Below are 15,101 nucleotides of genomic sequence, written 5' to 3'. Positions count from 1 at the left end.
TTGAAAACCACCTCGCCCACGGCCGTTGACCTTCCCGTCATCGCGTCAGGACAGCGCGTCACCGTCAGGGTCCCGGCCACCAGCGCCAACCTTGGCCCGGGATACGACAGCCTGGGCCTCGCCCTGGCACTGCATGACACCCTGACGGTGGAGAGCCTCAAAACGGACGAGCTGGTCTTCGAGCTCAGCGGCGAGGGGGCGGACACCCTTCCCCGGGATGCCAGCCACCTGGTTGTCCGGGCCATGGAGGCCGCCTTTGCGCGGCTTGGCTACAAGCACGGCGGGCTCAGGATTACGGCACAGAACGTTAACCCCCACGGCCGGGGCCTTGGCTCCTCAGCATCGGCCGTGGTGGCCGCTGTTTCCGCAGCCAACGCCCTCGTGCCGGAGGCCACGCAGCGTGGGCGGGACTGGATCCTGCAGCTGACCAGCGAAATGGAAGGCCATCCGGACAACGTCGCCCCGGCGATTTTCGGCGAACTGGCGCTGTCGTGGCAGGACAGTGACCGGTACAGCAGCACCTGCGCCACGGTGAATGCTTCCGTGATCCCTATCGTCGCCGTCCCCGACTTCGAACTTTCCACCGAGGCTGCGCGCGCCTTGCTCCCCGCATCAGTGGGTCATCATGCGGCGGCAATGAACTCCGGCCGTGCTGCGCTCCTCATCCACGCGTTGACGCAGAAGCCCGAATTCCTGCTCGCCGGAACCGAGGACTATCTCCACCAGAGCTACCGTGCAGAGGCCATGCGTCCCAGCGCGGCACTGATCAGGGCCCTGCGCAATGCGGGCCACGCGGCAGTGGTGTCCGGGGCCGGGCCCACTGTCCTGGTGCTCGCCAACGGAGAGACCGAAGCCGCAGAAGTACTGTCGTTCATAGACTCGTTTACGACCGCCAACACGCCAAGCGTCGGCTGGCGTGTGCTGAAGCTCGCAGTGGACGTTGAAGGTGCTAAGGTGGACTTGCACCGGCGGTAATTCCGCCTATCTGATCTGTTACTGCACTTAGTTGCATTTCGATCTCCTACTGCGCAATGTTTTCCGGTGCCGCCTGCTTGGTCTGTCGCAGGAATCTGCAGCAAGAAGTGTCTGCCCCTGAGCCGACAGTCCAGCGTTCCGTCATTAATCGGTGCGTGAGGTGAATTAATATCCGGCCCTGCTGGCCGAAATCCAACCGGCAAGGCCGAAATCCCGGCTGCAGATCTGAACTGCGGCCCGATCAAATCATCGCGTCCAGCTCCCAGTCTGGACGCCGTCGAGGGGGAAGGATCCTTCGTGACCGAAACCACTGAGCTGTCTTCAGCTGTGGACACATCAACTTCTGCTGCCGGATCGTTAACGGCCGCACCCACCAAGAGCAGTGGCCTCGCCGGCCTGAAGCTCGCCCAGCTGCAGGCACTTGCCAGCCAGTTGGGCATTTCCGGTGGATCCCGCATGCGCAAGGGGGATCTGGTCACCGCCATTTCCGCCCACCGTGCGGGAACGTCGCCCAGCAAGGCCACTGCCAAGGTGGCCGAAAAGGCGACTGAAAACCACCAGGCCCAGGCTCCTGCCGCCCCCGTGGCAGCGAGCGAAACGGCCGAAGCCCCCGCCGCCGAGGGAACCCGCGCCCGTGGCCGTGGCCGCAGCCGCCGTGCAGTGAGCGACGGCGTTGTTGCCGCTCCCGCAACGTCAGCAGCCGAGGCGCCTGCCACAGAAGCTCCGGCCGCTGCACCGGCTGAAGCTCCGGCGGCCGCTCCGGCCGAGTCCGGCGCTGCAGGGGAAGGCGCCGGCGATCGCCGCCCGCCCCGTACCCGCAACCGTCGTCGCGGCGAAGCAGCCGCAACGTCCCCGCAGGCAGCGGAAACCGCTGAGGCGCCGTCGGAGCAGCCCGTCGCTGAACAGCGCCAGGCCGAACGCACGGAAACCCAGCGCACAGACGCCCAGCGCGGCGAAACCCAGCGCACTGACGCTCAGGGCGCGGAATCCGGCGACGGACAGCGTAGTGACCGTCGTGACGCCGGCCGTACCCGTGGCGCCCGCGACACCAACGTCCGCGAAGCAGCCACAGACGGCGGCCGTGACAACGCAGGCAGCCGTGAGGCCGGCCAGCGTGAAGGCACCCGCGACAACACCCGCGACACCGACGACGCCGACGGCGGCAGCCGCCGGAACCGCCGGAACCGCCGTGACCGGAACGACCGTAATGACCGCCCAGGCGGCCAGGACAACCGGGACAGCCGCGACGGACGGGACAACTCCCGCAACGACCGTTTCCGCGACCGCAACGACCGCCGTCGGGGCCGCGCCCAGGGTCCTGATGTTGACGACGTCGAGGTCACCGAGGACGACGTTTTGCTGCCGGTTGCCGGCATCCTGGACGTCCTGGAGAACTACGCGTTCATCCGTACTTCCGGATACCTGCCGGGCCCGAACGACGTGTACGTCTCCCTCGCCCAGGTCAAGAAGTACAACCTTCGCAAGGGCGACGCCGTAGTCGGCGCCATCCGCGCACCGCGTGATGGCGAGGACCGCAGCCAGCAGTCCGCCCGCCAGAAGTTCAACGCCCTGGTGCGCATCACCTCGGTCAACGGGAAGACGCCGGAAGAGCTCAAGGACCGCGTCGAGTTCGCCAAGCTGGTTCCGCTCTACCCGTCCGAGCGCCTGCGCCTCGAGACCGACCCCAAGAAGATCGGCCCCCGCGTCATTGACCTGGTTGCCCCGATCGGCAAGGGCCAGCGTGGCCTGATCGTCTCCCCGCCGAAGGCTGGAAAGACGCTCATCCTGCAGTCCATCGCCAACGCCATCACCACCAACAATCCTGAGGTCCACCTCATGATGGTGCTTGTTGACGAACGCCCCGAAGAAGTCACGGACATGCAGCGCACCGTCAAGGGTGAGGTTATTGCCTCCACCTTCGACCGTCCCGCCGATGACCACACCACCGTGGCCGAGCTCTCCATCGAACGCGCCAAGCGCCTCGTGGAAATGGGCATGGACGTGGTTGTGCTCCTTGATTCGATGACCCGGCTGGGCCGCGCCTACAACCTGGCAGCACCGGCCTCCGGCCGTATCCTGTCCGGTGGTGTCGACTCCGCAGCGCTGTACCCGCCGAAGCGGTTCTTCGGCGCAGCCCGCAACATCGAAAACGGCGGCTCGCTGACCATCCTGGCAACGGCCCTGGTGGAGACCGGTTCCAAGATGGACGAAGTCATCTTCGAAGAGTTCAAGGGCACCGGCAACATGGAGCTCCGCCTGTCCCGCCAGCTGGCTGACAAGCGCATCTTCCCGGCGGTGGACGTCAACGCGTCCGGCACCCGCCGCGAAGAGAACCTGCTTTCCCCCGAGGAAGTCAAGATCATGTGGAAGCTGCGCCGCGTCCTTTCCGGACTCGAAACGCAGCAGAGCCTTGAGCTGCTGACCAACAAGATCCGGGAGACCCAGAGCAACGTCGAGTTCCTCATGCAGGTCCAGAAGACGACGCTTGGTGCGAAGTCGGATAACGACAAATAGCTGAGCCCACCGCTCAAAATATGCCGGCCCCGCCCCTCCGCCGGGTGGCTTGCGATCTACGATCCCAAGCCACCCGGCTCCGGCAGGCCCGTAAGGGAGATGACGAGGACCCCGACCTGAGCTTGCGAAGGTTGGGAGTCATCGACTGCTCCCTGGCCGGCATATTTTGAGCGGTTCGTCGTTAAGCGGTTCCGCCGCACCAGGAGCAACGCGGGGTCACTTTGAGCCCAAAAAAGGCCTTAGATTGGGCGGTAAGTGACCCCGCGTTGCAGTAACTAGACTTGTAAAGAGTCGAAAGAGGTTTTGAAAATGTTTGAGTCCGTACAGGGCCTGCTTGATGAGCATGAGGCTATCCAGGCGCAGCTGGGGGATCCTGCTGTCTACGCTGACCAGCGGCTCGCCAGGAAGCTCGGGCGGCGGTCTGCGCAGCTCAACGGCATTGTTGAGGCCTATCACAAGTGGGAGGCCATCCGCGATGACCTTGCTGCTGCCAAGGAGATGGCGGGGGAGGACCCCGAGTTCGCTGCCGAGGTTCCCGAGCTTGAGGCGGCAATGGAGGCTGCTTCTGCCAAGCTGCGGCGCCTGCTCATTCCGCGGGACCCTGACGACGCCCGCAATGTGATCCTTGAGGTAAAGGGCGGCGAAGGCGGCGACGAAGCCGCGCTGTTCGCCGGCGACCTCCTGCGGATGTACACCCGGTACGCGGAATCCCGCGGCTGGAAGACTGAACTGATCTCCGCCACGGAATCGGATCTGGGCGGCTACAAAGACGTCCAGATGGCCGTCAAGGGTAACTCGAACGATCCCGCCGAGGGCGTCTACGCGCGGCTCAAGTTCGAGGGCGGCGTGCACCGTGTGCAGCGCGTGCCGGTCACTGAATCGCAGGGCCGGATCCACACGTCCGCGGCAGGCGTCCTTGTGCTGCCCGAGGTCGACGAGCCCGAAGAGCTGGACATCAACCAGAACGACCTCAAGATCGACGTTTACCGCTCCTCGGGGCCCGGCGGGCAGTCCGTGAACACCACGGACTCCGCTGTCCGCATCACGCACCTTCCCACCGGCATCGTGGTGGCCATGCAGAACGAGAAATCCCAGCTGCAGAACCGCGAAGCCGGCATGCGCGTGCTCCGTGCCCGCATCCTGGCGCACCAGCAGGAGATCATCGACGCCGAGAACTCGGCCCAGCGCAAGTCGCAGATCCGCACCATGGACCGGTCAGAGCGAATCCGTACCTACAACTACCCGGAAAACCGCATCGCGGACCACCGCACCGGCTACAAGGCGTACAACCTGGACCAGGTGATGAACGGCGACCTTGAGCCCGTCATCCAGTCGGCCATCGAGATGGACGAACAGGCACGCCTGGACGCCATCGGCGAATAGCCGCACCCTGTGACAACAGAATTACAGTGACAAACGACTTCTCGACACCCCGGCAAGGGCAGTCCCTGCGGACTGCCGTCAGTGAAGCCACGGCCATCCTGCGCGACGCCGGGGTCCCCAGCCCCCGTGTCGACGCCGAACTGTTGGCGGACCACCTCCTCGGTGTAGGGCTCGGCAGGCTGCGGGCGATGATGTTGGGGGACTCGCCGGCGCCTGCTGGCTACGCGGAACTGATTGCCGAACGCGCCCGCCGGATCCCGCTCCAGCACATCACCGGGGTGGCGCATTTCCGCTACCTGGAGCTGGCGGTCGGGCCCGGCGTCTTCATCCCGCGGCCGGAAACAGAATCGGTGGTCCAGCTGGTAATTGACCATGTCAAAGGCATGGCGCACCCGCGGATTGTGGACCTGGGGACGGGTTCCGGCGCAATCGCGGGCTCCCTCGCGCACGAGGTTCCGGGCGCGGAAGTGCATGCAGTGGAGTTCAGTCCTTTCGCGCATGCCTGGGCAACAAAGAACCTCGCTCCCCTGGGTGTAAAGCTCGTCCTGGGGGACCTTCGGAACGCGTTGCCGGAACTTAACGGAACGTTCGACGTCGTGGTTTCCAACCCGCCGTACATCCCCGCTGAGGCCATCCCCAACGAACCCGAGGTGGCACTCCACGATCCCCCCGAAGCCCTGTACGGCGGGGGAGCGGACGGCATGGAACTGCCGACGGCGGCGGCCGCCTCGGCTGCCCGGCTGTTGGTTCCGGGCGGCTACTTCGTGATGGAACACGCTGAAGTCCAGTCGACCTGGATCGCCGGAATGATGAAGCGGACGGGTGCCTGGGCTGAGGTCACCACGCACCTGGACCTCAACGGCAAAGAACGCGCCACCAGCGCAGTGCTTGCCGGACCGCACAACGAGTGATGAAAGAATAGGCCAGTGACCACAACCTACAACTGCACCTCAGAGGATCAGCGTGCCCTGGGGCTGGAGCATGCCCAGCGCGCCATCAACGAAAAGAAGTGCGTGGTGTTTCCCACTGACACCGTCTACGGGATTGCTGCTGACGCCTTTTCGCCGCAGGCCGTGACCATGCTGCTGGTCTCCAAGGGGCGCAGCCGCACCATGCCTCCGCCGGTGCTCATCCCCAGGATCAACGCACTGGACGGACTCGCCACGGATATTTCTTCCGATGCCCGCAAACTCGCTGAGGCCTTCTGGCCCGGCGGCCTGACCCTGATCCTGCACGCCCAGCCGTCCCTGGACTGGGACCTCGGCGAGACCCGCGGAACGGTGGCCCTCCGGATGCCTGCCGACGAGGTGGCCCAGGAACTCCTCACGCTGACCGGTCCGCTGGCCGTGTCCTCTGCCAACCGCACCGGCCACGCCCCTGCCCAAACAGCAGCGGAGGCACGCGAGCAGCTCTCCGAATCCGTGGAGGTCTACCTCGAGGGCGGCTTCCGGCCCCTCGTCGGAACGGCCGCCGTGCCCTCAACCATCGTGGATGCCACCGGCCCCCTGTTGCGGGTTGTGCGCAACGGCGCAGTGTCCCTGGAGCAACTCCGCGAGCACGTTCCGGGCGTACTGGGTCTGGGCGAGATCCCGATGGCAGAGGAACCCGTGGAGGAAATTCCAGCCGCTGAGGACAGCACCACAGAAACGCCGGCCGCCGAGAACACCGGTGCCACCGCGACCGCCGCCGACGATGCACCGAGGAACTGACATGCAGCCCAAAATCGCCGTCGCGGCAGTAACTTTTGACCGGCATGAGGAACTTACGCTCCTCCTGAAGGGGCTGGCAGAACAGACCGCCCCCATCCACTCGATCGCGCTGGTGGACTCGGGCACCGTCCCGGCGACCGACGTCGTCAATGCCGGCGGTGACAACATCAATTACCTGCGTTCCGAGGCCAACCTCGGCGGTGCCGGGGGATTCGCCTACGCGATCCTGGCCGCCATGGCCAGCGGCGCGGAGTGGATCTGGCTGATGGACGACGACGGCCACCCCGAGGACGCCAGCTGCCTCGCCGAGCTGCTCAAGACCGCCGACGAGCACCAGCTCGACATCGTCAGCCCACTCGTTGCCGCCACGGCCGATCCCAACCGGCTCTCGTTCAACTTCCGGATCAACGGACTGCTGACCAACGACCGCTCCCGGCTGGCACCGATGGGCTACCTTCCGGACATGGTGCACTTCTTCAACGGCGCCCTGATCCGCACTGAGGTCTTCTACAAGATCGGCATCCCCGACGTGAAGTTCTTCATCCGCGGCGATGAGGTCGATTTCCTCTCCCGGGTCAAGAAGGCCGGCCTGAAGTACGGCACCCTGGCCACCGTCGCCGTCCAGCACCCGGCCACCTGGACGGAGATGAAGCCGCTCTTCGGCGGCTTCATCACCCCCGTGATTCCCGAGGGCGAATTCAAGCGTTACTGCTACTTCCGCAACCGCGGCTACCTCACCCGGAAGTACCGGAGCCTGCGCTGGTTCAGCGCTGACATTGTGGGCTTCCCGTATTACTTCCTGAAGACCGGCGACCTCAAGGGCCTGGCTCACTGGTTCGGGGCCTACTCCACCGGCTTCCGCGGAAAGGGCTTCGGCTCGCCCGCCCAACTGATGTCCAGCAACAGCTAGGCCGGCGTGAAGAACCTTTATGCCGTCGTCGTCACTTACAACCGTGCCGACTTCCTGCAGAACCTGCTCGATTCCTTCAGCCGCCTGGGTACCCGGCCGGACCGGATTCTGGTGGTGGACAACGCCAGCAGCGACCACACGGAAGAAGTTGTCGCCCGCGCGGTTGCCGCCGGAGAGCTTCCGATCCAGTATGAGCGGCTGGCCGCGAACGTGGGCGGTTCCGGTGGATTCTCGCGCGGTGTCGAACTTGCGCTGGCGGCCGGTGCCGAGTGGCTGTGGCTGATGGACGACGACGTCGAGGTGCTCCCCGGGGCGGTCGAGGCGCTGGACAGGTTCACCGCCGACTACTCGTGCATGATCGGCCGCCGCTACGACGCAGCGGGCAAGCCCTTCTTCTGGCAGCACCACTTCGTCGAGGCGCTTGGCGTGTTCCTGCCCGTCTCGGGGGACGTCTTCCGAAAATCCGAGGTTTTCCGCACGAACGTCGGAAATTTCGAGGGCATGCTGATCAGCGCGCCGCTGGCCGCAAGCATCGGGCTGCCGGACCCCCGGTTCTTCATCACCTGGGACGACCTCATCTACGGCTGGCTCGCTGCACAACAGACGCCGGTGGCTTATGTCAACGCCTTTGTCATCAGGAAAGTCCGGGCGCAGCGGCAGGTGGATCTGGGCGTGCGCCACCTCAACGATTCCTCCGACCTGAGCCGGCGCTACGTGATGCGGAACCGGGGCCACGTGGCCCAGTACCTGCGTGCCTACGGCAAGTACAACAGGTTCGGATTCGGCGCCGGGACGGCCCTGACATATCTGAAGGAAATTGTGCGGCTGGTGCTGGTCGAACGCAGCCTGAAGGGGGCCGGTGCGTTGTGGCAGGGCTGGCGCGAATCACGCGGCATCCTCGCCGACCGGAGCTGGCAGCCGATGCCGCCGGTGGCCCTTGAGGCTGGCCGGAAACCGGACTGACCCCGGATGTGATCGGGATTCCGGGCCCCTCCCGCCGACACGGAACCGGGTTTACGGCCTGTCAGCGATTAGTATCGAGGAAGACCCGGCTGCATTCCGGCAGTTGCAAGGCCGGGTAATTTTTGAAACAGGCGCATGCCGCCGTGGTAGTGGAAGTCGGTTGCAATCTCTGTTGACTACGAAATCTGAAGCGCGCGGACCTGCCGCAACACATGACGAGAAGAAGCCCCCGCTGTGGATCTGGATCCAGCTCTTCCTCGATTCGATGTCGTGGGTCGTAGCGATCATCCTGGCGCTGCTGCTGCGCTACGAAATGGGCGTACGCGAGGAACAGCTTGTCAGTGCCATGGTCATCATGGCGCTGGCCATCGTGGTCCAGGCCCTCGCCGGCTATGCGCTGGCACTGTACCGCGGCAGGTATCCGTACGGCAGCTTCCAGGAAGCCAAGGCCCTCGTCTTCGTCACCGTGATTGTGGCCGCTTCCATCACCCTGAGCCTGCTCGTACTCTACGAAGACATCGGGATCGGCCGCAGCGTCGGACTCATCGCCTTCCCGTTCGCCTGCCTCTTCATGGGGGCGGCGCGCTACGCCAAGCGGCTGTATGCGGAGAGTAAGAACCGTCCCGGCGACGGCGCCCAAAACACCCTGATCTACGGGGCGGGCTTCCTCGGCAACTCCCTGCTGACCCGAATGCTGCAGGACGCCGATTCGCCGTACTTCCCGGTGGGCCTGATCGACGACGATCCCAGCAAGAAACACCTGCGGCTCTCCGGCGTCCAGGTCCAGGGCCGCGGCGACGACCTGCCGGCCATCATCCGGCGCACCCGCGCCACCGTCCTGGTGCTGGCATTTGCCAATGTCGAGGCTTCCGTGGTCCGGCGCATTTCAGACGCCGTCGCCGGCATGAACGTCAGGGTGCTGGTCCTGCCTCCGCTGCGGGACATGCTGGGCCGGGGTGCCCCCGAGGGTTTCTCCGATTTCCGCGACGTGGCGGTCGAGGACCTGATCGGCCGGCGCCCGGTGGACATCAAGGTGGACGAGATCGCCGGCTACATCAAGGGCAAGCGAGTTTTGGTCACGGGTGCCGGCGGTTCGATCGGCTCCGAACTGTGCCGGCAGATCGTCCAGTTTTCGCCGGCGGAACTGATCATGCTTGACCACGACGAAACCGGGCTGCAGCACACCCAGATCTCCATCACCGGCCGGGGACTGCTCGCCGGCCGCGACACGGTCCTGGCCAGCATCCGCGACGGTGCCGCCCTCCGGGAGATCTTCCAGGACCGCCGCCCCGAGGTGGTCTTCCACGCCGCCGCCCTTAAACACGCGCCGCTGCTGCAGCAGTATCCGGTCGAGGCCTGGAAAACAAACGTCCTGGGCACCCTGAACGTGCTGCGGGCGGCCGAGCACGCGGGCGTTTCACATTTTGTGAATATCTCCACCGACAAGGCGGCGAACCCGACGACGGCGCTGGGTCATTCAAAGCGCGTGGCCGAGAAGCTGGCTGCCTGGATGGCCGGCCAGACCGGCCGCAAATTCGTCTCCGTCCGGTTCGGCAACGTGATGGGCAGCCGCGGCTCGATGCTCCCGCTCTTCACCGAGCAGATCCGCGTCGGCGGCCCGGTGACCGTCACAGACCCCGAAGTCACCCGGTTCTTCATGACCATCCCGGAAGCGTGCCAGCTGGTGATCCAGGCCGGCGCAATCGGCCGCGGCGGCGAAGTCATGATCCTGGACATGGGGGAGCCGGTCAAGATCCTGGATGTCGCCCAGCGCATGATCGCCATGTCCGGCAAGAAGGTGGACATCGTCTACACCGGCCTTCGTCCCGGTGAGAAGCTTCACGAGGAACTCGTTGGCATCGGCGAGCTGGACCAGCGCCCCCTGCATCCGAAGATTTCGCACACCAGGGCGCAGGAACAGGACCCCGCCGCGCTGGACATCGATGTCTGGCTGGCCCGCTGTGAGGCCGAGCAGGGAATCGACATCGCGTCCATCCCCGACGAGGAAGCCGATGAACCTGGCCAGAACGTCAGGGCGGCGTCATGATGCCCATCTGGCTCGCCGCCGGCATCACCCTGCTGGCCAGCCTCCTGCTTCCATTTGCGGTCAAGCCCTGGTTGGTCAGGATGGGCGTCGTGGATGTTCCGTCCGCCCGGTCATCGCACGGCCGGACCACGATCCGGGGCATGGGGGTGGCCGTTTCCCTGGCCACCGGCATCGGATACGCGGCCGCCGTCGGGCTGGGGGCAGTGACGGTGGACCGTTCGGTCTTCCTTGTTGTACTCGCGATCATCGCGGCAAGCGCAGTGGTTGGCTGGGTCGAGGACCTTCGTGGCCTTTCCATCCGTGGCCGGGCGGCGGCGCAGCTGGGGATCGGTGCCGTGGGTTCTGCCGCCCTGATCCATCTCACTGGCCAGTCCTTCTGGTGGCTGCCACTGGCGGCCCTGGCCATTGCGGCCTACATCAACATTGCCAACTTCATGGACGGCGTCAACGGCATTTCCAGCTTCCACGGAATCCTCGCGGGCTCGGCGTATGCGGTGGCCGGGCAGCTGACCGGACTGCCCTGGCTCACCGCCGGCGGTGCCGTGCTGGCCATGGCGTTCCTGGGTTTCCTGCCCTGGAACCTCTCCCGGGGCTCCGTCTTCCTGGGCGACGTCGGCAGCTACCTGCTCGGTGCCTCGGTTGCGGCCCTGGCGGTGGCCGGGTTCTTCAGCGGTGTCTATGTGGAGTACATACTGGCTCCGATCCTGGTTTACGTGGCAGACACCGGCTATACCCTGCTGCGCAGGATCAGCGCGGGGGAACGGTGGTACGCGTCCCACCGCGAGCACGTTTACCAGCGGCTGACCGACGTCGGCTTTTCGCACCTGCAGTCCGCCGGCACGGTCGCTGCGTGCACTGCCGCGCTCATCGTGCTGAGCTTCATTGCCGCCACGGCAGCGCTGCCCACCGTAGTGCTTTGTGTCGCCGGAAGTCTCGCCGTCCTGGCGATATACCTGGTTTCGCCGGACCTGATCCGACGCTTCCGTCGGCGCCGGAAGGTCACCCGGGCACCCGTGTCCTAGGCCGCCAGGAGGCGCGGCGGCCACCGCGGCGCCGTCATGTTCTATCTCGTGTAGAATTCAGGTGCGGCACATCGCCGCGCTACTGAAACCACCGAACACCCTCGACGATTGGGATCTCATGACCTCCAACGCCGAACCCGGACCAACGTCCGGCTCCGGACCCGTTGGTGTCTCAGGTCCCACAAAATCCCTGTGGCTGCGCCTTCTGGCCGTCAGCTCCGTAGCCGGGGGAGCCGCCTTGCTGCTCGCCAGCCTGGCTGCGCTCCTTCTGGACGGGCCGGCGGCCGCGCTGTCGTCCATCTTTGGTGGCCTGCTGGTGATGCTCTTTTTCGCCGTCAGCCTCCTGGTTGGCCACTTCGTGGGCCGCACGAATCCTTCCGGGGCAATCGGTATGTTCGTTGCGACCTATTTCATCAAAGTCGTGGGCTTCGCCGTCGTGCTTTTTGTGATCGGCGCCCCCGCCTGGTTGAACAGCCGATGGTTCGTTATCGGGGCAGTTGCCACTGTGGTCCTGTGGCAGGCGGCCGAGCTTTATGCGTTCAGCAGGGCCCGGCTTCAGATCTACAACGACCCCGAAGCCGAGGAAACCCATAATGCCTGAGTCGAAGCACACGCCCGGAAAGGGTGCCGGAAGCTTCAAAACCAACGCCTCCACACCAGGGGTATCTGCGGAAAACAGCGACGGCGGATACAACGCCGGGATGGCCGTCTTCAGCTACATAATTGGCGGAATCATCGTCTGGAGTTTGATAGGGTGGGGTCTGGATTATCTGTGGGGAACCCGCTGGATCGTGCTCGCAGGCGCTCTGCTTGGAGCTGTCGGAGGTTTCTATCTTTCCCACATGCATGGCCTTACCAGTTCAAGAAACACTGCCGGTAAGAGCGACGCAGGGAGCGGCCCGTCCGCAGACGGAAACACTAATGCCAAATAATTTCACAGGGGGAACTGCGGAGCGAAAACCCGCCGGTCCCCGACATACGCCCAATGATGGACACTGCAGAGAGGAAACGCGTTGATCGCGCTTGCGCTCCCGGCCCAAGATTCTGGAGAGTTTACTCCTCCAGGAATTGAAGAAATGCACCTGCCGGCAATCCTGCCGTGGGGGGTGGCGGACGGATTCTCCAAGCAGATGCTGCTGGTTATCCTGTCGGTCGTCATTATCGCTACATTCTTTCTGCTAGCTGCCCGTAAGCAGCAGCTTGTCCCCGGCAAGCTCCAGTTCGCTGGTGAAATGGCCTACGGCTTTGTGCGTAACAGCATCGCCAAGGACATTATCGGCGGCAAAGATTTCATGAAGTATGTGCCGCTGTTGTTCAGCCTCTTCTTCTTTATCCTCGTAAACAACATCTACGGCGCAATTCCCGTGCTCCAGCTCCCGAGCTTCTCGCACGTCGGCGGCGCCTATGTCCTCGCGGGCATTGTTTACGTCACATGGATTGCCATCGGCATCCGGAAGAACGGCCTGAAGTACTTCAAGCTGGCCACCGTACCCTCCGGCGTACCGGTCTACATCCTTCCCCTGATCATCCCGATCGAGATCATCTCCAACTTCCTGGTCCGGCCGGTCACGCACAGCCTCCGTCTGTTTGCCACCATGCTGGCCGGTCACCTGATCGTCATGATTGCAGGCTCGGGCATCGAGTACCTCATCATGCAGGAGAACATCCTGCTCAAGGGCACTTCGCTCCTCGTGCTCGGCGGCGCCATCGCCATGTACATGCTGGAAGCGCTGATCATGGCGCTCCAGGCCTACGTCTTCACGCTGCTTACCGCCATCTACATCGAGGGCGCACTGCACGCGGACAGCCACTAGGCATCCACAAACTTCCCCTTGCGGGGATGAAGCAAACCAAACAACCTGCCACATAGATGGCATCTTGAAAGGAATAAAATGGAAGGCAATCTCAACCTCGTAGGTTACGGTCTGTCCGCAATCGGCGGTGGTATCGGTGTTGGTCTCGTGTTCGCCGCTTACATCAACGGCGTCGCACGCCAGCCGGAAGCCCAGCGGGTCCTGCAGCCGATCGCATTCCTCGGCCTCGCGCTGACTGAAGCCCTCGCCATCCTCGGCCTGGTCTTCGCTTTCGTTCTCTAAGTCTGACTTCAGAACCAAGCGAACATCCAAGACCGAGTAGATAAGGACGGGTGAATTATGAACCAGGTGATCATCTCAGCTGCCACTGAGGCTAACCCACTGGTACCCAACGTCTGGGAAATGGGCGTTGTCCTCGTCGGCTTTGCTGTCCTCATGTTCATCGTGGTCAAGTTCATTGTCCCGATGTTCGAGAAGACGTTTGCAGAGCGCGCTGAGGCAATCGAAGGCGGCATCGCCAAGGCTGAAAAGGCCCAGGCGGAAGCATCCGCTGCCCTCGAAGAGTACAAGCAGCAGCTCAATGATGCCCGCGCGGAAGCCAACCGCATCCGCGAGGAAGCCCGTGCCGAAGGCGCCCAGATCCTTGCGGACCTGAAGGAGAAGGCAGCTGCAGAGTCTGCCCGCATCACAGCCCAGGCACACGTGCAGATCGAATCGGAGCGCCAGGCCGCAGTTGTGTCGCTGCGCTCCGAGGTAGGCACGCTGGCCACTACGCTGGCAGGCCGCATCGTTGGCGAGGCGCTCAACGATGACGAGCGTTCCGCCCGCGTTGTTGACCGCTTCCTTGCAGATCTGGAGAACCAGAACGCAGGTGCAGCTAAGTAATGTCAGGTGTATCGAGCGAATCGCTGACCACGGCGCTGACCAAACTGGAAGCCCAGCTTCCGTTTGCCTCGCTGCAGTTGGCAAAGGAACTCTTCGGAATCCTGGGAACGGTGGACAGCTCGGCTGGCTTGCGCCGCGCCCTGACTGACCCGTCCCGCAACGGTGACGAAAAGTCGGCGCTGGTCAAGCAGCTTGTTGGCGGAAAAGTCTCCGCTGATGCTGCGGATATCGCGGCCGGACTGGCCAGCTCACGCTGGGCATCGGCCCGTGATATCGGCGATGCACTCGAGACGCTTGCCGCAACGGTGGTCATAGCCGTTGCTGAAAACAAGTCGGCCGTTTCTGCCTCCGGACTCTCTGGGCTGGAAGAACTGGAGAACGATCTGTTCTCCTTCAACCAGGCCGTTGCCTCCAACCACGAGGTACAACGTGCTCTGTCGGAGCCGCAGGCCAGTGCTGCAGCGAAGATCGGCCTGGCGGAGAAGCTGGTGCCCGGCTCAAGTGAGGAAGCAAAAGTCCTCATTGGCCAGGCAGTTTCACAGCCACGCGGCATCAAGCCGACGAAGCTGGTGGCCCGGTTCGCCGAGCTCGCAGCCAAGCGGCAGCAGCGCTGGATTGCAACGGTCAAGGTGACGCGTCCCCTCACGGAGACGCAGTACGCCCGCCTCCAGTCAGGGCTCAATGCCCTGTACGGGCGCGAGCTCAAGATCAACATCAGTGTTGATCCTGAACTGATCGGCGGCATCCGTGTCCAGGTGGGTGACGAAGTGCTTGACGCTTCGGTTATCACCCGGCTGGGCCAGCTTCAGCGCCAACTGGCCGGTTAGCCGGACAAGCACAACTTAACGAAACGAAACCCCGGTCATCGTGAGCAACGAT

General features: G+C 64.1%; 15 protein-coding genes. All 15 read left to right on the top strand.

Annotated features, from left to right (window positions below; all coding sequences use genetic code 11):
• On the top strand, positions 1-975 hold the full coding sequence (gene thrB / locus ABIA70_RS01870) for a homoserine kinase (protein ID WP_354145912.1): 975 nt from the start codon (positions 1-3) through the stop codon (positions 973-975).
• Positions 976-1,272: 297 nt separating this feature from the next.
• The gene (rho, locus tag ABIA70_RS01865) at positions 1,273-3,489 is read left to right on the top strand and encodes a transcription termination factor Rho (protein WP_354145911.1); all 2,217 of its coding nucleotides are present in this window, start codon (positions 1,273-1,275) and stop codon (positions 3,487-3,489) included.
• 309 nt (positions 3,490-3,798) lie between these two features.
• Positions 3,799-4,872 carry a peptide chain release factor 1 gene (gene prfA, locus ABIA70_RS01860; RefSeq protein ID WP_354145910.1) on the top strand — a complete coding sequence of 358 codons (1,074 nt, stop codon included), beginning with the start codon at positions 3,799-3,801 and terminating at the stop codon, positions 4,870-4,872.
• Positions 4,873-4,898: 26 nt separating this feature from the next.
• Positions 4,899-5,783 carry a peptide chain release factor N(5)-glutamine methyltransferase gene (gene prmC, locus ABIA70_RS01855; RefSeq protein ID WP_354145909.1) on the top strand — a complete coding sequence of 295 codons (885 nt, stop codon included), beginning with the start codon at positions 4,899-4,901 and terminating at the stop codon, positions 5,781-5,783.
• Between the two features lie 15 nt (positions 5,784-5,798).
• The gene (locus ABIA70_RS01850; RefSeq protein WP_354145908.1) at positions 5,799-6,581 is read left to right on the top strand and encodes an L-threonylcarbamoyladenylate synthase; all 783 of its coding nucleotides are present in this window, start codon (positions 5,799-5,801) and stop codon (positions 6,579-6,581) included.
• Position 6,582: 1 nt separating this feature from the next.
• Positions 6,583-7,491, top strand: a complete 909-nt coding sequence (locus ABIA70_RS01845; protein ID WP_354145907.1) for a glycosyltransferase — start codon at positions 6,583-6,585, stop codon at positions 7,489-7,491.
• Positions 7,492-7,497: 6 nt separating this feature from the next.
• Positions 7,498-8,454, top strand: coding sequence for a glycosyltransferase (locus ABIA70_RS01840; RefSeq protein WP_354145906.1), 957 nt, complete (start codon positions 7,498-7,500; stop codon positions 8,452-8,454).
• Between the two features lie 172 nt (positions 8,455-8,626).
• Positions 8,627-10,501, top strand: coding sequence for a nucleoside-diphosphate sugar epimerase/dehydratase (locus tag ABIA70_RS01835; RefSeq protein ID WP_354145905.1), 1,875 nt, complete (start codon positions 8,627-8,629; stop codon positions 10,499-10,501).
• Positions 10,498-11,523: an MraY family glycosyltransferase gene (locus ABIA70_RS01830; RefSeq protein ID WP_354145904.1), complete on the top strand. Its 1,026-nt coding sequence runs from the start codon at positions 10,498-10,500 to the stop codon at positions 11,521-11,523. Before ABIA70_RS01835 ends, ABIA70_RS01830 begins: the two co-directional genes overlap by 4 nt.
• A 118-nt stretch (positions 11,524-11,641) precedes the next feature.
• A complete protein-coding gene (locus tag ABIA70_RS01825; RefSeq protein ID WP_354146570.1) occupies positions 11,642-12,124 on the top strand; it encodes a hypothetical protein in 483 nt (160 codons plus the stop codon).
• Positions 12,117-12,455 (top strand): AtpZ/AtpI family protein, encoded by a 339-nt coding sequence (locus ABIA70_RS01820; RefSeq protein WP_354145903.1) that lies wholly within the window; start codon positions 12,117-12,119, stop codon positions 12,453-12,455. Before ABIA70_RS01825 ends, ABIA70_RS01820 begins: the two co-directional genes overlap by 8 nt.
• 81 nt (positions 12,456-12,536) lie before the next feature.
• Positions 12,537-13,337, top strand: a complete 801-nt coding sequence (gene atpB / locus ABIA70_RS01815) for a F0F1 ATP synthase subunit A (protein ID WP_354145902.1) — start codon at positions 12,537-12,539, stop codon at positions 13,335-13,337.
• Positions 13,338-13,415: 78 nt separating this feature from the next.
• Positions 13,416-13,619 carry an ATP synthase F0 subunit C gene (atpE, locus tag ABIA70_RS01810; protein WP_009356484.1) on the top strand — a complete coding sequence of 68 codons (204 nt, stop codon included), beginning with the start codon at positions 13,416-13,418 and terminating at the stop codon, positions 13,617-13,619.
• 57 nt (positions 13,620-13,676) lie between these two features.
• Positions 13,677-14,222, top strand: a complete 546-nt coding sequence (locus ABIA70_RS01805; RefSeq protein WP_354145901.1) for a F0F1 ATP synthase subunit B — start codon at positions 13,677-13,679, stop codon at positions 14,220-14,222.
• Positions 14,222-15,049 (top strand): F0F1 ATP synthase subunit delta, encoded by an 828-nt coding sequence (locus tag ABIA70_RS01800; RefSeq protein WP_354145900.1) that lies wholly within the window; start codon positions 14,222-14,224, stop codon positions 15,047-15,049. The genes ABIA70_RS01805 and ABIA70_RS01800 overlap by 1 nt, the downstream gene beginning before the upstream one ends.
• The last annotated feature ends 52 nt before the right edge of the window (positions 15,050-15,101 follow it).

It is taken from the genome of Arthrobacter sp. 754 (assembly GCF_040548695.1).
Lineage (GTDB): Bacteria > Actinomycetota > Actinomycetes > Actinomycetales > Micrococcaceae > Arthrobacter.
This window is presented reverse-complemented; position numbering and strand designations above follow the sequence as displayed.

Coding starts and splice junctions, on each gene's coding strand:
- atpE (WP_009356484.1), top strand. CDS start 13,416: ATGGAAGGCAATCTCAACCTCGTAGGTTACGGTCTGTCCGCAATCGGC.
- ABIA70_RS01820 (WP_354145903.1), top strand. CDS start 12,117: ATGCCTGAGTCGAAGCACACGCCCGGAAAGGGTGCCGGAAGCTTCAAA.
- ABIA70_RS01845 (WP_354145907.1), top strand. CDS start 6,583: ATGCAGCCCAAAATCGCCGTCGCGGCAGTAACTTTTGACCGGCATGAG.
- prfA (WP_354145910.1), top strand. CDS start 3,799: ATGTTTGAGTCCGTACAGGGCCTGCTTGATGAGCATGAGGCTATCCAG.
- ABIA70_RS01825 (WP_354146570.1), top strand. CDS start 11,642: ATGACCTCCAACGCCGAACCCGGACCAACGTCCGGCTCCGGACCCGTT.
- ABIA70_RS01800 (WP_354145900.1), top strand. CDS start 14,222: ATGTCAGGTGTATCGAGCGAATCGCTGACCACGGCGCTGACCAAACTG.
- ABIA70_RS01830 (WP_354145904.1), top strand. CDS start 10,498: ATGATGCCCATCTGGCTCGCCGCCGGCATCACCCTGCTGGCCAGCCTC.
- ABIA70_RS01805 (WP_354145901.1), top strand. CDS start 13,677: ATGAACCAGGTGATCATCTCAGCTGCCACTGAGGCTAACCCACTGGTA.